This is a genomic window from Brachybacterium atlanticum, from assembly GCF_025669985.1.
GTDB lineage: Bacteria > Actinomycetota > Actinomycetes > Actinomycetales > Dermabacteraceae > Brachybacterium > Brachybacterium conglomeratum.
The window spans coordinates 102,493-122,891 of record NZ_JAKJJW010000003.1 but is presented as its reverse complement, the minus strand read 5'-3'; the positions used below and the strand labels follow the sequence as shown (position 1 = coordinate 122,891).

General features: G+C 73.1%; 20 protein-coding genes. 10 read left to right on the top strand and 10 right to left on the bottom strand.

The window, feature by feature from the left end; translation table 11 throughout:
• Positions 1-89: 89 nt before the first annotated feature.
• Genes L3K22_RS02495 through L3K22_RS02485 form a run of 3 tightly spaced genes read right to left on the bottom strand, consistent with a single transcriptional unit; the run spans position 90 to position 3,043 of the window.
• The gene (locus tag L3K22_RS02495; protein ID WP_263310004.1) at positions 90-1,019 is read right to left on the bottom strand and encodes a serine hydrolase domain-containing protein; all 930 of its coding nucleotides are present in this window, start codon (positions 1,017-1,019) and stop codon (positions 90-92) included.
• A 30-nt stretch (positions 1,020-1,049) separates the two neighbouring features.
• A complete protein-coding gene (locus tag L3K22_RS02490; protein ID WP_263310003.1) occupies positions 1,050-2,129 on the bottom strand; it encodes a CPBP family glutamic-type intramembrane protease in 1,080 nt (359 codons plus the stop codon).
• Entirely contained in the window at positions 2,126-3,043 is a 918-nt protein-coding gene (locus L3K22_RS02485) for a class II glutamine amidotransferase (protein WP_263310002.1), read from the bottom strand. Before L3K22_RS02485 ends, L3K22_RS02490 begins: the two co-directional genes overlap by 4 nt.
• 124 nt (positions 3,044-3,167) lie before the next feature.
• On the opposite strand from L3K22_RS02485, the gene L3K22_RS02480 reads away from it, so the two are divergent.
• Both L3K22_RS02480 and L3K22_RS02475 read left to right on the top strand, forming a co-directional pair.
• Complete coding sequence (locus tag L3K22_RS02480) at positions 3,168-3,929, top strand: glycosyltransferase family 2 protein (protein ID WP_070500903.1); 762 nt, start codon at positions 3,168-3,170, stop codon at positions 3,927-3,929.
• The gene (locus tag L3K22_RS02475) at positions 3,926-4,666 is read left to right on the top strand and encodes a DUF2238 domain-containing protein (RefSeq protein ID WP_259881916.1); all 741 of its coding nucleotides are present in this window, start codon (positions 3,926-3,928) and stop codon (positions 4,664-4,666) included. The genes L3K22_RS02480 and L3K22_RS02475 overlap by 4 nt, the downstream gene beginning before the upstream one ends.
• 58 nt (positions 4,667-4,724) lie before the next feature.
• On the opposite strand, the gene L3K22_RS02470 is transcribed toward L3K22_RS02475, so the two are convergent.
• The 3 genes from L3K22_RS02470 to cmtR all read right to left on the bottom strand — a co-directional run bounded on the left by L3K22_RS02470 (position 4,725) and on the right by cmtR (position 7,116).
• Positions 4,725-5,702, bottom strand: coding sequence for an aldo/keto reductase (locus L3K22_RS02470; protein ID WP_263310020.1), 978 nt, complete (start codon positions 5,700-5,702; stop codon positions 4,725-4,727).
• Between the two features lie 455 nt (positions 5,703-6,157).
• Positions 6,158-6,760: a cadmium resistance transporter gene (locus tag L3K22_RS02465; protein ID WP_070501740.1), complete on the bottom strand. Its 603-nt coding sequence runs from the start codon at positions 6,758-6,760 to the stop codon at positions 6,158-6,160.
• Positions 6,757-7,116, bottom strand: a complete 360-nt coding sequence (gene cmtR, locus L3K22_RS02460) for a Cd(II)/Pb(II)-sensing metalloregulatory transcriptional regulator CmtR (protein ID WP_006590980.1) — start codon at positions 7,114-7,116, stop codon at positions 6,757-6,759. The genes L3K22_RS02465 and cmtR overlap by 4 nt, the downstream gene beginning before the upstream one ends.
• 192 nt (positions 7,117-7,308) lie before the next feature.
• On the opposite strand from cmtR, the gene L3K22_RS02455 reads away from it, so the two are divergent.
• Entirely contained in the window at positions 7,309-7,881 is a 573-nt protein-coding gene (locus tag L3K22_RS02455) for a recombinase family protein (RefSeq protein ID WP_010551803.1), read from the top strand.
• Between the two features lie 198 nt (positions 7,882-8,079).
• On the opposite strand, the gene L3K22_RS02450 is transcribed toward L3K22_RS02455, so the two are convergent.
• The gene (locus L3K22_RS02450; protein WP_263310001.1) at positions 8,080-9,393 is read right to left on the bottom strand and encodes a thermonuclease family protein; all 1,314 of its coding nucleotides are present in this window, start codon (positions 9,391-9,393) and stop codon (positions 8,080-8,082) included.
• 149 nt (positions 9,394-9,542) lie between these two features.
• Between L3K22_RS02450 and L3K22_RS02445 the strand changes: the two genes are divergently transcribed.
• The gene (locus L3K22_RS02445; RefSeq protein ID WP_259883738.1) at positions 9,543-10,028 is read left to right on the top strand and encodes a DUF2087 domain-containing protein; all 486 of its coding nucleotides are present in this window, start codon (positions 9,543-9,545) and stop codon (positions 10,026-10,028) included.
• Positions 10,029-10,122: 94 nt separating this feature from the next.
• Here the strand turns inward: L3K22_RS02445 and L3K22_RS02440 are convergent, their stop codons facing one another.
• Positions 10,123-10,644, bottom strand: coding sequence for a hypothetical protein (locus L3K22_RS02440; RefSeq protein ID WP_263310000.1), 522 nt, complete (start codon positions 10,642-10,644; stop codon positions 10,123-10,125).
• A gap of 98 nt (positions 10,645-10,742) precedes the next feature.
• Here L3K22_RS02440 and L3K22_RS02435 point away from each other — a divergent pair, with 98 nt between their 5' ends.
• A complete protein-coding gene (locus tag L3K22_RS02435; protein ID WP_263309999.1) occupies positions 10,743-11,639 on the top strand; it encodes an ornithine cyclodeaminase in 897 nt (298 codons plus the stop codon).
• A 202-nt stretch (positions 11,640-11,841) separates the two neighbouring features.
• Here L3K22_RS02435 and L3K22_RS02430 read toward each other — a convergent pair whose 3' ends face one another.
• Both L3K22_RS02430 and L3K22_RS02425 read right to left on the bottom strand, forming a co-directional pair.
• Positions 11,842-12,018, bottom strand: a complete 177-nt coding sequence (locus tag L3K22_RS02430; RefSeq protein ID WP_083305963.1) for an NIPSNAP family protein — start codon at positions 12,016-12,018, stop codon at positions 11,842-11,844.
• Between the two features lie 27 nt (positions 12,019-12,045).
• Positions 12,046-14,673 carry an FAD/NAD(P)-binding protein gene (locus L3K22_RS02425; protein ID WP_263309998.1) on the bottom strand — a complete coding sequence of 876 codons (2,628 nt, stop codon included), beginning with the start codon at positions 14,671-14,673 and terminating at the stop codon, positions 12,046-12,048.
• A gap of 222 nt (positions 14,674-14,895) precedes the next feature.
• Between L3K22_RS02425 and L3K22_RS02420 the strand changes: the two genes are divergently transcribed.
• Genes L3K22_RS02420 through L3K22_RS02400 form a run of 5 tightly spaced genes read left to right on the top strand, consistent with a single transcriptional unit; the run spans position 14,896 to position 20,390 of the window.
• Positions 14,896-15,867, top strand: a complete 972-nt coding sequence (locus L3K22_RS02420; RefSeq protein ID WP_373317975.1) for an amino acid ABC transporter permease — start codon at positions 14,896-14,898, stop codon at positions 15,865-15,867.
• Positions 15,864-16,925 carry an amino acid ABC transporter ATP-binding protein gene (locus tag L3K22_RS02415; RefSeq protein ID WP_263309996.1) on the top strand — a complete coding sequence of 354 codons (1,062 nt, stop codon included), beginning with the start codon at positions 15,864-15,866 and terminating at the stop codon, positions 16,923-16,925. The genes L3K22_RS02420 and L3K22_RS02415 overlap by 4 nt, the downstream gene beginning before the upstream one ends.
• On the top strand, positions 16,922-17,935 hold the full coding sequence (locus L3K22_RS02410; RefSeq protein WP_263309995.1) for a transporter substrate-binding domain-containing protein: 1,014 nt from the start codon (positions 16,922-16,924) through the stop codon (positions 17,933-17,935). The genes L3K22_RS02415 and L3K22_RS02410 overlap by 4 nt, the downstream gene beginning before the upstream one ends.
• Positions 17,932-19,020: an LLM class flavin-dependent oxidoreductase gene (locus L3K22_RS02405; protein ID WP_263309994.1), complete on the top strand. Its 1,089-nt coding sequence runs from the start codon at positions 17,932-17,934 to the stop codon at positions 19,018-19,020. Before L3K22_RS02410 ends, L3K22_RS02405 begins: the two co-directional genes overlap by 4 nt.
• A complete protein-coding gene (locus L3K22_RS02400; RefSeq protein ID WP_263309993.1) occupies positions 19,017-20,390 on the top strand; it encodes an LLM class flavin-dependent oxidoreductase in 1,374 nt (457 codons plus the stop codon). The genes L3K22_RS02405 and L3K22_RS02400 overlap by 4 nt, the downstream gene beginning before the upstream one ends.
• Positions 20,391-20,399 lie beyond the last annotated feature (9 nt).

The following is a 20,399-nucleotide window of genomic DNA, read 5'->3' as shown; positions in this document are numbered from 1 at the left end:
GCGCCTGGGGCGCGGCTCAGGCAACGGGCCGCGCCGGTCGCGGCAGGGTCGTCCCTCGCGGCACGCACCGGAGGGCGGCGCCGGACTGTTCACAGCAGCGGCAGCAGCTCCTCCCACACGGCGCGGAGGATCTCGGCGCCGGCGCGGCCCTCGAGGTGAGAGGTCACGGTGAGCACGGCCTGCTGCGCGGGCAGGACCAGCAGGAACTGGCCGTAGGCACCGTCGGCCCGCCAGGCCCCGTCGGCCGTGCAGTCCCAGACCCCGAAGCCGTAACGGGCGGCCTCCGGCTCGGGGTCGCCGGTCGTGACCCAGGTGCCCTCGGCGTGGAGGGCGTCGATCCAGTCGGCCGGGACGAGCCGGGCGCCCTCGTGGGCGCCGCGGTCCAGGAGGAGGCGGCCGAGGCGGGCGAGCTGACCGCTCTTCAGGTGCAGGCCGGTCGCGCCCCAGGTGTGGCCGTCACGGGTGGTGAACCACTGCGGGTTCAGGATCCCGAGCGGTGCGAACAGGCGCGGCATCAGCCAGTCGCGCAGGGTCTGCCCGGTGCGCTCCTCGATCACGCGGGCGAGCAGGAAGATCGAGCCGTTGGAGTACTCGAACCGCTCGCCCGGCGCGGCGGTGAGGTCGGTGGCGAGCAGGTGGGCGGTGAGGTTCTCGTGCTCGCGCTCGGCGTCGAGGAAGCCGAGCACCGGGGAGCCGGAGGTCATGGTCAGCAGGTGCCGCAGCCGCACCTCGTCCACGCCCTGCCCGTACCCGCCGGTCGGGGCGGGCAGGTGGTCTGTGAGCAGGTCCTGGACCTGCAGCAGCCCCTCGGCCTGTGCGATCCCGACGGCGAGGGCGGTGACGGTCTTCGAGACCGAGTAGACGTTCTCGACGGTGTCCTCGACGAATCGGTGGGAGAGCTCGGGACGGCCCGTGCGGTGCAGGTGCAGGACGCGCACGCCCAGGCGCTGCTCCAGGATCCGCTGGCGCAGCGGCAGCAGGAGGAGGTGGTCGGCGGGGGTGGCAGCGAGGTCGCTCATGGCTCGACCGTAGCCGGTGGGGCCGATGCCTCAGATGTGCACCGGGTCGGGGGCCTCCTGGCCTGCAGGCCGGGTGACGGGCTGGAGCAGGCGCACGCCCTCACGTCGGCCGATCCACACCACGAGCAGGCCGGTGAGCAGCAGCAGCGCGATCGCGCCCGTGATCCCGCCGGCGAGCGCCGCCTCTGGCGCGCTCGCGGCGGGGACGGAGAGCGCGGCGGCGGAGGTGCCCGGTGCCGCGGCGGCCGCCCCGACGGCGCCGACGCCGGCGCCCGCGCCGCTGCCCGCGCCAACGGCCCCGACCAGGTGCGCGAGGACGGTGAGCATGGTGGTCAGCGCGATCGGCAGCTCGAGCCCGCCCGTCTTCCAGGCGAGCGCTCCGGCGCTGAGGCCGAGGGCGAGCGCGGGAAGCAGCACAGCCGGGGTGAGATCCCGGCCGATCAGCATCACGGCGGTGCCGGCGAGGACGGGCAGGGCGGGGCTGCGCAGCCAGGTGCCGAGCGCCTGCATCACGGTGCCGCGCAGGCTCAGCTCGAGTCCGATCGCCTGCACCGGGGCGAGGACCAGCACCAGCAGCACCACCAGCAGCAGCTGCGGGATCGAGGCGCCGGACCCGGCGGCGTCGGGGGCTCCGGCGAGCATGCCGGCGAGCGCGGCGAGCACGACCACCGCGAGCCCTCCCCCGGCTCCGGCGATCAGCAGGGAGCGGTCCGGGCGCAGACGGGCCGCGACCGACCAGGCGGTGCCGAGCGGTCGCCAGCCGCCCACGCGCACGCCGACGATCCCCGCCGGCAGCCACATCGCGCCCATCGCCAGCGCCAGGCCGACGTCCAGGGGGCTGGTCGGGTCGCCGCTGGTGACGCCACGGGCGATGTTCACGCCGGGCACCACCGCGAGCAGCAGCACCGCGGTGACCAGCACGACGGAGCTGAGCACCACATAGGCGAGGAGGGCCGCGCCGAGGCTGAGCAGCGGCTTCGCAGGCCGGGACCAGGCGGGGCGGAGGGTCGCGAGGCGGTGGTACGCCGTCGCAAGGGTGGCCGACGGTGCGGCGTCGGGGGTGCTGTCGGGCGCGGCAGCGCCGGCCGGCTCGGAGCTCGCCCCGCTCATGCGGCGCGCTCGGCGAGGCGGCGGCGACGCTCCTGCTGCGCCTGGTCCTGGGCGGCGTGCGCCTGGGACGCGGCGGCGGAGAGGCCGAGGTCCTCCAGCGCCAGCGGCTGGGCGAGCGGGCCGAAGGGGCGCTCGCGGTGCATGGAGCCGTCGGCCGCGAGGTGCAGCAGCTCGCCGGAGTCCATGAGACGCCAGGCGGGGTCATCGTCCATCGGCTCGGAGGCGATCACCACCGAGTCGATGCCGGCGAGGTCCTCGCTGCGGGTGCGCAGCGTGGCGGAGGACTGGTCCAGCGCCTCGCGGGGCGCGGACGTGGTCGCCTCGCGCTCCAGCACCCACAGCTCGTTGGTGGCGGGCAGGCGCACCGCGATCAGCTCCTCGTCCTTCAGCACCAGCACGTTCACCGAGTAGACGGGCACGTTCCGCGCGATCCAGTCCAGCGCCGCGACGACGCCGCCGCGCAGGTCGCCGCCGTGCGCGGCGACCTCCCCGGTGATCAGCGCGGCCATCCACTCGCTGTCGGTGACGCCGCGGACGTGATGTGCGGCGCCGAGCGCGCGCACCCGCTCCTTCATCTGCTCGGTCACCTCGAGCACCCCGTTGTGGGCGGAGAGGATCCCGTCCTGCAGGAAGGGGTGGGTGTTCTCGTCGCTGTGCCCGGTGCCGGAGGAGAGCCGTACGTGCGCGATCATCGCGCGGGACCGCACCGCGGTGGCGATCTGTCCGAAGCGCTCGGAGGCGTAGGCGGCCACGGGCTTCTTCGCGACCTGCGGGGCACCGTGCTCGTCGATCCAGCCCAGCCCCGTCCCGTCGGCGTTGAAGCGGGACTGGCTGAGCAGGGAGTAGGGGGCGTCCAGCAGCCAGAAGTCGGCGGTGATGGGCTGGTCGGAATGGAGGGCGAAGAGTCGGCACATGACGCCTCCACTGTAGAGCGGGACGGCCGAGATCGCCGTGAGGGCCGACACCCGGCCGGGAGATCGGCCGCCCGGGCGAGCGCTGCCAGGATCCGCCCCGGAAGCACGGGTAGCGTTCTGCGATGTGGAGTCCCCCGCCGACACCGAGCCCCGCAGCTGCTCGGTCGTCGTGCCCGTTCGCGACGACGCCGCCGAGCTGCGAGGTCTCCTGGAGGCCCTCGCGCAGCAGCGGGAGCCCGCGCTCGAGATCATAGTGGTGGACAACGGCTCGTGCGACGGCTCCGCAGCGGTGGCCCGAGCCGCGGGCTGCATCGTGCTGACCCTTCCCCCTCCGAGCATCGCCGCGGCCGCCGCCGCGGGCTACGACGTCGCCCGCGGGGACCTCATCGTGCGCTGCGACGCGGACAGCCGACCCTCGCCCGGATGGCTCGGCGCCCATCGTCTCGCACATGTCCGGTCGGGGCCCCGCACCGTGCTCGTCACCGGCCCCGGCCGTTTCCGGATTCCCGCACCTCTCGGGGAGCTCCTCTCGGGTCTCTACGTCGGCACGTACCTGCTGTGCACCGCCGCGGCGCTGGGGCACTTCCCGGCGTTCGGCACGACCATGTCGATGCGGCGCGCATGGTGGCACGAGGTCCGGGAGGAGACCTCCCGCAGCGCAGAGGTGCATGACGACATGGACCTGTCCTTCCGGGTACGGCCGGGGCAGCGCGTCCAGGTGACGCGGACGGTCGCGGTGGGCATGTCGGCCCGGGCGCTGCGGGTCGGCCACGATCCGCTGCGTCGGTGGCGCCGTGCGACTCGCACCCTGCGACGCAACTGGCGTCTCGAGCGGCCGTGGCAGCGCTGGGCGGCGAGGCTCACCGCGCCGGGTCGAGGGCGATGACCGCCGGACAGGCACGCGCCGTGGCCCTGCTGCCGGTGCGCTGGTCCGGGCTCGCCCTGTCGGCGGGCCTCGCGCTGACCGGGCACGGGGTGGAGGCCGCGGTGGCGATGCTGGTGGCGCTCGCGCAGGTGGTGGGCTGGCGCTCTCGCCTCCCGCTGGCCTGGGAGGTGGCGACCTCGGCGGCCTGCATGGTCGCGGCGATCAGCTCGTTCCTCCTGCTCTACGAGCGGATCCCCTGGTGGGACGTCCCGGTGCACACCGTGCTGAACGGGCTGCTCGCCGTGCTGGTGGCGCGGGTGGTCCGTTCCCGGGAGGTCTCCGCGGCGGAGGTGGTCGTGACCGGCGCGGTCCTCGCGGTGGTCTGGGAGCTGATGGAGCTGGCGGGTCATCACTGGGTGGACCCCGCCGTGCACATCGCCCCGGCCGACACCGCGCTGGATCTGATCGTGGCGCTCGGCGGCAGCGCGGTCGCGGCGCTGCTGTGGCGCCGACGGCGCTCAGCGCATCAGCAGCACCGCGACGAACGCCACGAGCAGGGTCGCGGCTCCGAGACCCCAGACCCAGCCCGGCACCGCGCGGCTCTTCGAGGTCACGACCGTCGCGTAGATGGCGATGATCGTGGCGAAGAGCAAGATCCCGGAGAGCAGGAGCAGCAGGAGAGCGGCGGTGCTCATGCGGCGACCGCCGAGCGCTGCATCGATGACGACAACTGCGGTCCTTCCTCCACCGTGCCCTGACCCGCCAGATGGTAGTACAGGACACGCTGACCTGGGTCCCGGGGCTCCGGGCTTCGGCTCAGCGGGTCTTCGCGCGCCCGCCGAGGGTGGACTCCCCCGGGGCGAGCGCGCCGACGACCCTGTGCGGGGCGTAGGGCGCCTCGAGCGCGGCGATCTCGTCGGCCGTGAGCTCGAGGTCGAGCGCGCCGAGCGCGCCGTCGATGTGCGAGGTCCTGGTCGCGCCGATGATCGGGGAGACGACCGGGTTCTTCGCGAGCAGCCAGGCCAGCGCCACGTGGACGCGCTCCACGCCGCGGTCTGCGGCGATCTTCGCGACCTGCTCGACGATGGCGCGGTCGGTGTCCTCGGTGGAGTCGTACTTCGACTTCGCCGTCTGGTCGGTGCGGGCCCGCTCGGTGTCCGCATCCCAGTCACGGGTGAGGCGGCCGGCGGCGAGCGGGCTGTAGGGCGTGGAGGCGACGCCGAGCTCGCGCAGCAGCGGCATCATCTCCCGCTCCTCCTCGCGGTAGAGGAGGTTGTAGTGGTTCTGCATCGAGACGAACTTCGTCCAGCCGTTCACCTCGGCGACGTGCTGCGCCTGCAGGAACTGCCAGGCGAACATGGCCGAGGCCCCGAGGTAGCGGACCTTCCCCGAGCGGACCAGGTCATCCAGCGCCTGCATCGTCTCCTCGATCGGGACGGTGTGGTCCCAGCGGTGGATGATGTACAGGTCGATGTAGTCGGTGCCGAGCCGGCGCAGGCTCGCCTCCGCCTCGGCGAGGATCGCCTTGCGGGAGAGCCCGCCGCCGTTGGGGCCCTCGTGCATCGTCCCGTGCACCTTCGTGGCCAGCACGATCTCGTCGCGGTTCGCGTAGTCGACCAGGGCCTTGCCCACGATCTCCTCGCTGCGGCCGATCGAGTACACGTTCGCGGTGTCGAAGAAGTTGATGCCTGCGTCGAGGGCGTGCTTGATGACGGGGCGGGAGTCGTCCTCCTCCAGGACCCACTTGTGGATCCAGCGCTCGGCGCTGCCGAAACCCATCGTGCCCAGGCACAGCCGCTACACGTCCAGTCCGGTGCGGCCCAGCTTCACGTACTCCATGCGGTGCTCCTCCTGCTGCGATGGTGCGGGCGTCGCTCGCCCGATGCCCCCACCCTCGCGCCGCCCGCGCCGCGATGGGAGGACCTGTCAGAGCACCCCTCCCGCGGACGGGCCGTGCGCACCCCGCTGCACGACTCTCCCGGAGTTGTTCGACGAAACGTGCCAGATTCGTGGCACGTTTCGTCGAACAACTCCCCCGCGCCGCGCTGTCAGCGGCCCGTCCCGTCCCGGGGAGCCGCCGAGACGTGGATGTCTGAGCGTGTGGCTTCGTTCGCTTGGTGGCGGGGTTTTTGCAGCGCTCCGTGGCGGTCTTGTTGCCGCGATCACGCAGGACTGGCTGCAGGTAGGTGTCGCGGTCTGAACCGAGAGGGGTGCGCCCGGTCGGGGCCGTTTGGATCGCTGCCGCTACGTCAGAGTCCGAAGGCTCCGCCGCTGACGAGGATCACGATGCCGAGGCCGATGAGAACAATGGGGAAGAGGATGTGCTCCCAGCGTTCGAGCACTTCGGCGATCGGGGGGCGGGTGGCGACGAACTTTGCCAGGGCCACCAGGACCGCGACGAGCGCGAGGAAGACGATGCAGTAGGCGACTACTGCGAGAGGTTCCACGCTGAGGAAGACAGGGGTGTAGACGCCGATGTTGTCGCCGCCGTTGGCAAGGGTGACGCCTGCGACTGTCCACACGCGGACCTTCTTGCCGGCAACCTTGGCCTCGTCGTCATCGTCGTCATCGTCTCCGCGCCAGGCCTGCCATGCGGCCCAGAGGCCGAGGCCCAGAGGGATGAGACCGAAGTACGGGATGGCTGCCGAGGGCAGGAATGCTCCGGCACCGATGGTCACCAGGACCGCGGCACCGAGGATGCCGGCGAATCCGAGGTACTGGCCGGCCAGAATGCGGGCGGTAGTGCCGCGCTGGCCTGCCCCTCGCGCGAAGAAGAGGGAGAGCACGATGATGTCGTCGATGTTGGTCGCTGCGAACAGGCCCATCGCCTGCAAGACCGAGGTGAGGATCATGCGCCCTCCCCAGCTGCGTCGCATCCGGGAAGCGAGCAGGCGGGATCGATGCACGGGGCGTCTTCGTCCACTGCCAGGGTGGCATCGACCAGTGCCGTCAGCGCCTGCGCCAGGTGCGAATCGGCGATCTCATATCGTGTCCGACGACCCTCGGGCTCGGAGACGACGATCCCGCAATCGCGCAGGCATGCCAGGTGGTTGGACACGTTCGGGCGTGTCAGGTCCAGATCTCGGGCCAGTTCCGCCGGGTAAGCGGGATGGTCGAGCAGGGTCAAGATGATCCGGGATCGAGTGGGGTCGGCCAGTGCACGACCCAGGCGGTTCATCACGTCGAGACGCGAAGCAATAGTCAGCATGGACTGAACTATACAGCGCGCACTGAACACTCGGTCACAGGCGTCAGCCCAGATCGCATGCCCGTAAGGGGATCCTTCACCGTACGTCGTGCGAGCTTACTCCTCGACGACTTTTTATGAGGGATCGTCATGTACGCAAGACCCGTACGGTGACATGGGCGGTGAGGGGAGGGCAACTGCAACAATGGGGACATGCATGTCGGCTACGCGCGCGTCTCGACTCTCGAGCAAGACCTCTCCGCCCAACGGGAAGCACTCGAGCGCCTCGGAGTCGAGAACAAGAACGTCTACTTCGACCACGGCCTCACGGGAACGACCCGCGCCCGGCCCGGGCTGCGCGAGGCACTGGCCGCGACCCGGGATGGGGACACCCTGGTGGTGACCAAGCTCGACCGGCTGGCCCGCTCGCTCCCGGACGCGAGGGACATCGCCGACGAGCTCACCATCAAGGGAGTGGCGCTCAGTCTCGGAGGCAGCGTCTACGACCCCAACGACGCCGTCGGCCGGTTGCTGTTCAACGTGCTCGGCATGGTGGCCGAGTTTGAGGCGGACCTCATCCGCCTGCGCACCCGCGAGGGCATGGCCATCGCCAGATCCAAGGGCAAACTCAAAGGCAAGAAGCCCAAGCTCTCGCCCTCTCAGCGCAAGCACCTGCTGACGTTGCACGCCGCCGGTGAGCACACCCAAGCCGAGCTGGCCGAGCTGTTCAATGTCTCCCGCACCACCATCTACCGCGAGCTGCGCCGCACCACGGCCGACACCTGACCGCGCCTGCACCGCCACTGAGCGATCACAGAAACCCGCCACCAAGCCATCACATCCACAGTCTGAGCGGGACGAGGCGATCAGCACGGGAAGGAGGGACCGGGACGCGCCGGCCCGGCGCTGGCCGGGGAGACGGCCCGGGATCGACGGGGACGGCCGCGGCGAGCCGCCGTCACCGTCAGGTGGCGAACGTGCCGGTCAGCTGCACTTGCGGAAGGTCTTGCCGCCGGGCATGCCGTAGCGCTTGCCGGTGTAGCCGCCGTCGTCCGAGTAGGGGATCTCCGGGCCGTAGGGCTCACAGCCGGACTTCCCGCCACCGGACTTCCCGCTGCCCGAGCTGCCGCCGCCGGACGAGTCACCGCCGGAAGCGCCGCCGCCCGAGTTGCCGCCGCCGGAGTTCGAACCGCCAGAGCTCGAGGACCCGCCCCCGGAGCCGGACTTCCCGTCGGACCCCGAGCCGCTGCCGCTGCCCGAGCTCGTCGCGCCGGAGACTGTCTCCTCGTCGGACGAGTCCGCGGCCGGTGCCGCTTCCCGCTCGCGACGCTCCAGCTCCTCGCGCTCCTGCTCCTCCCGCTCGATCCGCTCGCGCTCCTGCTCCTCCCGCTCGATCCGCTCGCGCTCCTGCCGCTCCCGCTCCTCGCGCTCCTTCTGCTCGCGCAGCCGCTCCTGCTCCTCGTCCCAGTCGTCCTTGAGGCCCTGCACCCGGTCACGCCCCTCGACGGCGCGCTCGCGCACCTCGTCGGCGGCCTTCCGCTGCCCGCCGAGGAAGGGGGCGACCAGCGGCAGGGCGAGAACGGCGTTCGGGCCGGTCGCGAGCACGTCCGCGTCGAGCGCATCGACGAGCGCCTCCGCGCCCTCGACCAGCGTCGTCGCGTCGGCGAGCGCCTGGGCGGGGTCGCCCGCGACCGTCTGCGGGATCTCGTCGGCCGCGGCGCCGAGGGACTCGACCTGTGCGGGGACGGTGCACTCGGTCGCGGCGGAGAAGAGACCGAGCCCCTCGGACTGCGCGGTCGCCGCGGCCTCCTCGACCTCGGGCAGGAAGCGGTCGTTGGGCTCGAAGTAGACCGGCACGCCGAGTCCCTCCGCGGCGATCTCGGCGTTGACCAGCGAGCCCGACTCGTACACACCCGCGAGGGTGCGGTCGTAGCGGTCCAGCCGCTCCTCGTCGTACTCGAGCTCAATCTCGGTGCCGGCCGGGAGCCGCTCGGCGAGGAAATCCGTCGCTTCGGGGCCCAGGCACTGCACGGGCAGGTCGGGGTGCTTCGTCTCGGGGGTGTCGATGTTGAGCAGGCGGATCGTGGTCTCCTCCCCAGCGACGACCGCGACCAGGGTGTCACCGTCGATCACGCGCACCACGGTGCCCTCGCCGCTGCCGTCGTGGCAGCCGGTGAGCAGGGTCCCCGCGAGAATGGCGCTGAGGGCGAGGCCCAGGCTCCGCGCACGCCGCGGCCGACGCCCCTCCTCTCCGACGCTCGCGATCCGACCCCGACGCGACCCGCTGAACCTGCCCATGACCACCTGATTCGTTCCTCTCGAGAGCACCTGCTCGTCAATGCTTGAAGCATCTCCGACCGGTGCGACAACCGCACCTCGGAAAGGCGCCCAGTCGCCGAGATCACACGGTCTCGTGCCACCCTGGAGCGCGTCGAGAAGGAGGACCCATGACCACCGCCCTGGACCACCCCGCCGAGCTGGGCCGCGCCCGGCAGCTCGTCGCCCTGCTCTCCGCCGAGAAGCTGCGCCGCGGACTCGGACGCCTGCTCGCCGGGGACGGACCGGTCGAGGACCCCTCGGTGCGCGGGCCGCTCTCGCGCCTGGACTGGCTCGGCGAGGACGGCACGGCGGACGTCCCGGCGCTGCGTCGGATCGCGGACTCGCTCGCGCTGATGCGCTCGGACCGGGCGATCCTCGAGGTGCCGCGACTGGACGGCATCCCGGTGAAGACCGAGGAGTCCCGCGAGGTCAGCGGCAGGATCGCGCGAATCGTGTTCGAGCGGGTCGGGCCGGAGCGCAGCCTCGGCGAGTCGGAGCTGAACGCCGCGATCGCGATGTTCGCGGCCGACGTGGCGCTCGTGCGGCGCGACGCCGTGGACTCGGGCGTGCTGGAGCGTTCGGCCGACGGCGCCTGGTACCGCCTGGCCGGCTGACCTCTCCGCCGGCTGCTCGGTCGGCCACGCAGCCGACCTGCTCAGCGCCGTCCCGGCCCGTCGGTCGGCCGGCTCGACGCCCGGCCGGCCGCGGCTACTTCCGGAAGGACTTGATCACGTTGGCCAGCATCGGAACCAGCACCACGAGGGCGATCCACCCGAAGCTGAAGTTGTCACGGAAGAACTCGTTCCTGGCGAAGAACCCGAAGAAGATGACGAGGAACACGACGGTCGGGATCGCCTTGACCAGGGCCTTGCCCACCTCGACCGCCCTGTTGCGGACCTCGGGGTCGGGACTGCCGCCGGACTCCCACTCCTCGTACCGGCGCTCGGCCCTCTCGCGAGCGTCGTCCCCGAACTCGCCGAAGCGGGGCCCGGCGTGCTGCGGGGCCGAGTCCGCGGAGCTCGGGCCGAAGTCCTGGTCAGCGCGACGGGACGAGCTGCGCGTGTCGAAGTCCGAGGACCAGGTGCTGTCCCCGCTCGGCAGCGGTCCGGGCCTGCTCTCCGCCGTCCCGGCACCATCCACCCCCGTGCCCGGTCCCCCGCGGTCCTTGCCCCCGAGCCAGGACGGGTCCCCGCCCGGCCCGTGCGCGTCGTTCCCCCACTGATTCATCATTCTCACAGGGTAGACATTCTTCGCACGACGGTCGCCCCCGGTCCCGGACCCCGAACGCGGCAAGGGGGCGGCCTCACGCCCCGCGATACCGTCGAAGCGTGATCCACCTCGACGACGCCCAGGTCAGCACGCTCCTCCCCACCCCCGCCGAGCAGGTCGCGCTCATGCGCGAGACCCTGCTCGCCCTCGTCGACGGCTCCGCCTCGGTGACACCGAAGACCCAGGTCGTCCATGAGGAGGGCGGCTTCGCGAACGCGATGCCCGCCGCCTGGCCGGAGCGCGGACTGCTGGGCATCAAGTGGGTGACGGTCACCCCGTCGAACCGTGGGCGGGGCCGGGAGATGATCGGCGGGCTGATGGCGCTCTCCGCGGCCGACGGCTCGACCCGCGCCACGATGGACGCCGCCGAGCTCACCGCCCAGCGCACTGCGGCCGTGACCGGCGCGAGCCTTGCGCTGGACGACCGGCCGATCACCTTCGTCGGCACCGGCGTGCAGGCACGTTCCCACGCCCGGGTGATCGAGGCGCTGGGTCGGGGCCCTCTGGCCGTGTGGGGCCGGCGCCCCGAGGCCCTCCGGGAGCTCGCCGCCTGGTGCGCCGGGCACACGCCCGGCCTCGAGCTGCGCACCGCGACCGACCGGGCCGACGCGCTCGCAGGCGCGGGGGTCGTGATCAGCGCCCTGCCGATCGGGCTGAGCGACGCGGCGCTGCGCCCGGGCGAGGTCGCCGCCGACGCGACGCTGCTGCCGATCGACTACGCCTCGGTCGCCGGCGCCGAGATCTCCCGCACCGGCACGGTCGTCGCCGACGACGTCGAGCAGTTCGAGTCGCTGCGGCCGCTGAAGCACGGCGAGGACTACCCCCGGGCGACCGGGTCGACCGGAGACCTGCTGCGGGAGGGCCGGCCGGGCGGCCTGGTCGTCGCACAGAACCTCGGCTCCGGGCTCGGGGACGTGGTGCTCGCCGACGCCGTCGCCCGCGCCGCCGGGGCCTGACCTCCGCACCTCCGGTCGGCCCGCCCGCCTACCCTGTGCGGCCCGGCCCGTCGGCCCGGACTCGAGCACCCCACCCACCGAGACCTGATCCTGTGTCGCTATAGCCCTCGATAACGACACAGAACCACGTCTCGATGGCCGCCCCCGGCCACCAGGACCACCCGCCCCGCCATCGAGACGCACGGCTGGCTGGATAAGGAGCTCAGGAGCGGCTGACCTCCGACTCGGTCGAGGGCAGGAGGGCACCCTCCGCGGGCAGGAAGTAGCCGTGGTGGGTGGCGCCGTGTCGGTCGACAGGCTCCATCCATCGCATGGCGAACCGCTCGAAGGCCTCGATCTGCGCGGGGTCGATCTCATAACGGACGTGGCACGTGATCATGCCGCGACGCTGCCGGCCGACGACCGTTCAGGCGGCGCGGACCTGCTCGGCGCGGCGGAGGTCGAGCTCGGCGGAGGTGAACCAGCCGCTGAACAGGGCCTCGCCCGGTTCGAGGTCGCGGCCGGCGGCGAGGGCGCCGAGGTGCACGGGCTCGTAGCCGAGGCGGTGCAGCAGCGCGGTGACGAGCTCCGCGGCCCGGTCGTCGTCGGCGGCGAGCGCGATCGCCCGACGGGACGGGTCGCCGTGGTCGCGGCCGTGCTCCTCGACGTCGTGGTAGCCGATGTGGTTCAGGGTCTTCACCACGTGCGCGCCGGGCAGGCGCGCGGCGAGCAGCTCGCTCGTGGAGAGCTCGCCGGCGTGGTCGCCGAGCTCGGCGCGCGCGGCCTCGACGGCGGCCGCGTCGGCCTCGCCCCAGGGGTTGGTCGCATCGACCACGACCGCGCCCTGCAGGGCGCCCGCCTCGAGGGTCAGCGCGACGTGCAGCGGCAGGGTCAGGGCGATGACGTCGCTGGTCGCGGCGAGATCCTGGAGGCCGACGTGGCAGGCGCCGGGGAGCTTCGCGGCGAGCGCGGGCGGGGCGGAGCGGCCGGTGACGGCGACCTCGAGCCCGCGGCGCAGCGCCGTGCGGGTCAGGGCCGAGCCGATCTTGCCCGGGCCGAGCACGCCGAGCCGCGGGGTGTGCGGGGCGCGGACGGCGACAGGGGCGAGCACCGGGATGCCGCGGTCGGCCTCCCCTCCCTCGGGCTCCTCGGCCTCCGGCCGGGGAGCGTTTCCGCTCAGCGCGGTCTCGAGCAGCTCGCGGGCGAGGGCGTCGTTGTGGCGGTGGCAGGGGGCGTTGGTGTGCGGGCGGGCGAAGGCGGCGATGGGCAGCTCGGAGGTCCAGGGGCCGACGGCCCACAGCTGCTCGCGCGCCGTCCCGTCGGGGCCGATCACGCGGTGGCGGGCGTCGGTGTCGAGGGCGCCGGGCGAGGCGGCGGACTCCCGCCCGAGGGCGGCGTCGCCGCCCGTGACCAGGTCGCGCAGCAGCGGGTTGGTCGACTCCTGCAGCGAGGGCTCGGGCAGGAAGGCGTCCACGAGCGCGCCGGCCTCGACACCGACGCCGGTGGCGCCGCGGGCGCGGAACCGGCCGCTGGTCTCGTCGGCCGTGACCCGCAGGCCCGGTCCGAGGAAGCGGATGATGCCCGCGCGCTCGAGGGCGAGCAGCTGCTGGAGGCGGTGCGGGGGCGGGCCGGAGTCGACGAAGCTGAACAGCGAGTGCCACCAGCGGGGGTAGTCGCCGCGGGCGCCGCCGCGCACGCGGGTCGCGGGAAGCTGGTCCACCAGCACGCCGTGCAGGCGCAGCAACAGCTGGAAGAGGGTGCGGGCGGCGGTGACCTCGCCGCCGATGCGGTCGCGCAGGTCCGCCTCGATGTGGCCGACGACGGCATCGCGCGTGGCCTGCTGCGCGGCCTCGGGCAGCGTGGTCGCGCCGAGATCGGAGAGCGGCTCGTCGAGCCAGGCCAGCGGCTCCTCCCCCTCCTGCGCGAGAGGCGCTCCGGGGACCTGGTGGGCGATCTCGGCGGCGATCAGCGGCAGCACGTCGGCGCGGAAGTCGAGCAGGCCGTGCTCGTCCTCGAGGGCGCGGAGGTTCGCAGGGGTGACGTGCACGAGCTCGCCGAGCCCGGTCGGGGCGCCCTCGTCGCGCACCTTCGAGTGGTACGGGACGCCGCGGCGGGAGCCGACCCAGAGCCGGGGCTCCTCGCCGGAGGGGAGGTAGTCCAGGCGGCCTCGCAGACCGGCGGCCGCGTCCTCGCCTGCGCTCTCCGCCTCGGCGGCGGGGACGAAGCGGCCGCCGCGCCCCTCGGTCAGCAGCGCCATGAGGTCGATGAACGCGAGTCCCATGCCGCGCACGATCACGTCCTGCCCGGCGCCGAGCAGCTCGACCTGCGCGTCGGAGGCCTGGGAGGGGCCGAGATAGGTGCCGCCGTGACGGCGGGCGAAGGCGGCGAGCTCGTGGCGGGCGGCGTTCGGGCGGGAGTCGGTGTGGCCGGCGGCCAGCAGCAGCAGGTCGGCGCGCAGAGGGGCGCGGTCCTCGAGCTCGACGTTCCAGGTCGCGGGACCGTCGCCCGCGCGCACTGCCGTCGCGGTGGTGCGGTGCACGGTCACGGACACGGTCGAGGGCAGCGCCGCGAGCACCTGCCCGAAGAACCACTCGAGGTAGAGCGCCTGGACGCGCCGGGAGGCGAAGTCCGTCGGCTGCAGCGCGTGGATCTCGGCGAGTCGGTCGGTGCCGGCCGTCGGCGCGGCGATGGTGCCGCGGCGGATCCCGTCGGCCCATTCGGCCAGCGACGGACCGGCGACCACGGGCCCCTCGGCCTCGACGGTCTCGTCGGTGAAGATCGAGACGTCCGCGGCGCGGGAGTTCATCAGCAGCAGGGGGCTCTCCTCGGCCCGCCAGATCCGTCCGGCGCCGGGCATGTGCGGGTCGACGATGTCCACGTGCAGCGGCGCCTGGGCGAGGCGCTCGGCGGTCCCGGGCACGCCGGCGTTCGCGCCGAGCCGCTCGAGCACGCCGATCGCGCGCGGCCCGCCGCCGACCATCACCAGGCGCGACGGGGCGCCGCGGCGGGTGTCGTCCGCGCTGGTGTGGGTCGGTGCGCTGTGCCGGGAGTTCATGCGTGCGGGTCCCTTCCGAGGTGCCTCTGTGTCACAACGTGACGTGTCATAGTCGCCACCTTGCATCCGCATTAGATTCGCTTATAACGTCGAGCCTCGCAAGCCTCGACCGGCCTGCGGTTCACGTTCCGTCACGGAAGGCACACCATGACCTCCTCCGTCGTCACCCACGACACAGCCCGCCGCGCCGACGCGCCCGGCGCCGCCTCGGGGGCCGACATCATGTCGTGCCCGCCCGGGACAGGCACCGAGGATCGTGCGTCGCTCGGCCCGATCAGCGATGCGGAGCTCTCCCGCCTGCGCGTCGTCCCCGCCCGACACCCGGGCCGGATCGTGCTCGCGGTGCTGGTGGGCCTGCTCGCGGCCGCAGTGCTGTGGTCCTTCGTGACCAATCCGCGCTGGGAGTGGGGCGTGGTCGCGCAGTGGTTCTTCGCCGAGTCGATCATCCGCGGGCTGCTGGAGACGCTGAAGCTCACCGTGCTCGCCGGCGCCGTCGGCTTCGGGCTGGGGCTCGTCCTCGCCCTGATGCGCCTGTCGAAGTCCTCGCTGATCTCTTCGGTGAGCTGGACGTTCTCCTGGATCTTCCGCTCCACGCCGCTGCTGGTGCAGCTGCTGCTCTGGTACAACCTCGGCTACCTCTACGAGCGCATCACGCTCGGCATCCCGCTGACCGACGTGACGTTCGTCGACACCCGTACCAGCGACCTGATGACCCCGATGCTCGCTGCGATCCTGGGGCTCGGCCTGCACCAGGCCGCCTACGCCGCCGAGCTCATCCGCGGCGGGATCCTGTCGGTGGACCAGGGCCAGATCGAGGCCGCCAGCGCCCTGGGCATCCCCGCCCGCGACCGTTCCCTGCGGATCGTGCTGCCCCAGGCGATGCGCGCGATCCTCCCCACCGCGTTCAACGAGATCATCGGCCTGGTGAAGGGCACCTCGATCGTGTACGTCCTCGCGCACGCCGAGCTGTTCTTCACCGTGCAGCTGATCTACGGCCGCACCCAGCAGGTGCTGCCGATGCTGCTGGTCGCGACGGTCTGGTACGTCGTGATCACCTCGCTGCTCTCGGTCGGGCAGTACTACATCGAGCGCCACTACTCCAAGGGCGCGGTGCGCACCCTGCCGCCCACCCCGCTGCAGCGGCTCCGCGCCCGCCTCGGCCGCCGCCCCGTCACCGCAGGAGCCGCCGCATGAGCCCGCTGACCTCCCTGTTCCGCCGCCGTGCGGCCGACGGGACGCAGAAGCCCGCCGGCGCCCGTTCGGCCGACGCGACCAGCCCGTCGGCCGGCCAGCCCGACCCGTCGGCCACCCAGCCCGACCCGTCGGCCACCCGGCCCGGCCCTTCGGCCGACGGCCCGCGCGGCGGTCTCGTCGAGATCCGCGGGGTGCACAAGTCCTTCGGCGACCTCGAGGTGCTGCGCGGCATCGACCTCACGATCGCGCCCGGCGAGGTGACCGCGATCCTGGGACCCTCGGGCTCCGGCAAGTCCACCCTGCTGCGCTCGATCAATCACCTCGAACCCGTCACCAGCGGCCTGATCAGCGTGGACGGCGAGGTGATCGGCTACCGACGCGACGGCGACCTGCTGCACGAGCTGCGCGAGCCCGAGGTGCTGCGCCAGCGCACCGCGATCGGGATGGTGTTCCAGTCCTTCAACCTCTTCGCCCACATGACGGCGCTGGAGAACATCACGGAGGCGCCGCGTCGGGCGCTCGGCGTGAAGCGCACCGAGGCGGAGGCGCATGCCCGGGAGCTGCTCGCGCTCGTGGGCCTGTCCGAGAAGGCGGGCGCCTATCCGCGCCAGCTCTCCGGCGGCCAGCAGCAGCGCGTCGCGATCGCCCGCGCCCTCGCGCTGCGGCCGAAGGTGCTGCTGTTCGACGAGCCGACCAGCGCCCTGGACCCGGAGCTCGTGGACGAGGTGCTCGCGGTGATCCGCTCCCTCGCCAGCGCCGGGACCACGCTCGTGATCGTCACGCACGAGATCTCCTTCGCCCGCGACGTCGCCGACACCGTGGTGTTCATGGACCAGGGCCGGATCGTCGAGCAGGGCCCTCCCGCGCAGGTCATCGACTCCCCCACCCATGAGCGCACCCGCTCCTTCCTGCAGCGGGTCCGCGCGGAGTCCGCGGGCCCTGAGCCCACCGGCGCCGAGGCGTCCGACGCCGACGCGCTCGACTCCGCCCGCGCCGCCTCCGTCGGCCCCGCTCCCGTCGGCGCCGCCTCCAGCACCCTCTCGAAGGACCTCTCATGACCCGCCCTGCTCGCGCACGCCTGCGCCCCACCCGTCGCACGGTCGCCGCCGGCGGCCTGCTGCTCCCGCTGGGCCTGCTCGCCGCCTGTGCCGATCCGGTGGCCGTCCCGGGAACCGCCGCAGGCGACGCCGCCGGGGCCGCGGCCTCCGAGGGCGACGGCGGCAGTGCCCCCGCCATCGACACCTCGGGCACCCAGGAGCTGATCCGCGCGGAGGTCGACGAGGAGATCGCTGCGCTGGTGCCTGCGGAGATCGCCGAGTCCGGCGTGCTGCGCGTGGGCATCAACGGCGCCTCCCCGCCGCCGCTGTCGTTCCTGGCCGACGACAACCAGACCTACATCGGCTCCGAGATCGACATCGCGCGGCTCGTCGCCGACAAGCTGGGCCTGGAGTTCGAGCTGAGGCTGACCACCTGGGAGAACTGGCCGCTGAAGCTCGAGGGCGGCGAGTTCGACGTGGTCCACGCGAACGTCGGCATCAACGCCGAGCGCCTGGAGAAGTTCGACTTCGCCTCCTATCGCGCCGCCTACATGGCCTTCCTCGTGCAGAAGGGCGCCGAGGGCTGGCTCGAGAACGCGAACACGCTGTCCGGGAAGATCATCGCCGTCGGCGCCGCGACCAACCAGGAGAAGATCCTCGTCGACTGGAACGCGGAGCTCGAGGAAGCGGGGAGGGCGCCGGCGGAGCTGAAGAACTACTCCACCGAGGCCGACACCCTCCTCGCCCTCGGCTCCGGCCGCGTCGACGGCTACCTGGCTCCCTTACCCACGCAGAGCTTCACCGCCTCCCGCCGCGATGACATGGAGGTGCAGGGCCGGATCGACGCCGGCTGGCCCGACCAGACCCTGGTCGCCGCCACCCTCCCCGCCGGCACCGGCCTCGCTGAGCCCTATGCCGCCGCGCTGAACGCCGTGATGGCCGACGGCACCTACGCCCAGGTCCTCGAGCGCTGGCAGCTGAGCGACGAGGCCCTCCCCGAATCCCGCGTCCACACCAAGGAGAACCCGTGAGCACCACCGTCACGCCCGACGAGACGACCCGCCCGGGCGCCGCGCCCGGCACCGATCCGTCGGCCGGCCCCGCCGCCGAGGGAGGCGCGGGCGCGCTGCCCGTGCTCGCCGTCGACCTCGTCACCGCCCCGTCCCTGCTGGAGGGCCTCGCCCCGCTCGCCCGCGGTCTCGAGGACGCCGGGATCGGTGCGCTGACCCTCAGCGACGGCGGCCTGCACCCGATCCACGTCGCCGCGCACCTCGCGCCGCTGACCCGCGTGATCGGCCTGCTGCCCCGCACCGACGCGATCTACGTCGAGCCGTTCCACCTGGCCACGCAGCTGATGAGCCTGGACCACATCAGCCACGGCCGGGCCGGCTGGCTGCTGCAGGCCGAGACCGACCCGTCGGCCGCCGAGGCCGTGGGCCGCGAGGTGCTGGGCCTGGAGGCGACCGCCCGCGAGGCCGCCGACGTGCTCGAGGCCGCCCGCACGATCTGGGGCACCTGGGCGCCGGACGCCGTCGTGCGCGACACCGAGCGCGGCGTGTACGTCGACGCCTCGCGCCTGCAGTACGCCGATTTCGAGGCGGAGACCTTCTCCGTGCGCGGCCCCGCGATCACGCCCCGCTCCCCGCAGGGCCTGGTCCCCGTCCTCGTCGCCGACACCGACCGCGCCGCCGCCGGCGAGCGCGTGAGCGACGAGCTGGCCGACGGGCGGGTGCTGGACCTCGACGTCTCCGGCGGGGCCCGCGTCGAGGAGCTCGCCGCGCAGATCGGCTCGGCCCTCGCGGAGACCGGCACGGAGGCGGCGTCGGGCGCGGGTGAGCAGGCCGATCCGTCGGCCGCCTCGCAGCAGGTGCGGCTCGTGCGCCTGGTGGGCCTGGACCTCGAGGCCGACCCGCTGGGCACCGTCCGGCAGCTGGCGGACGAGCTCCGCTCCCGCGGCCTGATCGCCCCCGCCCCGGCCGCGTCGGACGGATCTGGCTCCGCTTCGGCCTCGCGCCGCACCCTCCGCGACCTGCTGGGCCTGCCCGAGGCCCCCTTCCAGCTCGATCCCGCCCGGCGCGCCGACCGCGCCCGCCTCACCTCCGAGGAGAACGCATGAGCACCGCCACCACCCCGCTGTCCGACGCGCCGCTGTCCGAGGAGGCCGCCGCGCTCGCGACCGGCCCCGCCGAGCACCCGCTCCACCCCGCGCACACCCCCACCGGACAGCTCTCCTTCGGCGCCTTCTTCCAGGGCGTGAACTCCTCGACGATCTGGCGCCTGCCCGAGAGCGGCGATCAGGTCGCGTGGGAGTCCTTCGAGTCGCTGGTCCGCACCGCCGAGCGCGGGAAGTTCGCGGCGTTCTTCCTCGGCGAGGGCCTGCGTCTGCGCGAGCACCGCGGCGTGCCCTTCGAGCTCGACGTCGCCGGCCGGCCCGACGCCCAGACGCTGCTCGCGGCGCTGGCCGGCGTGACCGAGAAGATCGGCCTGGTCGCCACGCAGAACACCACCTTCAACGACCCGGTCGACCTCGCGCGGCGCCTGCAGACCCTCGACCTGCTCTCCGGCGGCCGCGCCGGCTGGAACATCGTCACCACCGACAACGCCTGGACCGGCGAGAACTTCCGCCGCGGCGGCTACCTCGACCACGCCGACCGCTACACGCACGCCGAGGCGTTCCTGCAGGTCGCCGAGCAGTACTGGGCCGGAGAGAAGATCTCGCACGACGGCGCGCACTACACGGTGCACGCCCAGGGCGACCTGCCCCGCTCCGCGCAGGGCCGGCCCGTCCTCTTCCAGGCCGGCGCCTCCCCCGCCGGTCAGGACTTCGCCGCCCGCACCGCCGACGTCATCTTCTCCCCGCACGGCTCCCTCGCCGCGGCTGTCGAGTTCCGCCGCAGCATCGTCGAGCGCACCGTCGCCGCGGGCCGCGACGCAGGCGCCGTGAAGATCCTCCCGGGCGCCGAGATCATCCTCGCCCCCACCGAGGCGGAGGCCGACGAGAAGGTGCGCTGGGTGCGCGACCACCAGATCGGCCCCGAGCAGGCCATCGCCCTGCTCGAGCAGTACTGGGGCCGCGACCTCTCCGAGTTCGATCCCGAGGGGCCGCTGCCGGACGTGCCGCCGGAGGTCGTCGAGTCCGGCGTGACCCGCGGTGCCGGCTTCCAGTTCGAGAAGGCCGAGCAGCTCACCCGCCAGTGGCGGGAGGAGGCGGCCGAGAAGGGCCAGAGCATCCTCGAGTTCGCGCGGGTGAAGTCCGGGGCGCGCCGCGGCGAGTTCACCGGCAGCTACGACGCCGTCGCGGACCGGCTGGTGGAGTTCGCGCGGCTCGGGGCGATCGACGGCCTGAACATCACGCCGTGGCTGATCCCCTCGGGGCTCGACGACATCGTCGACCACCTCATCCCGCGTCTGCAGGAGCGGGGCGTGTACCCGACCGAGTACGCCGGCACCACGCTGCGCGAGAACCTGGGCCTCCCGCCGCTGTGACCCGATGAA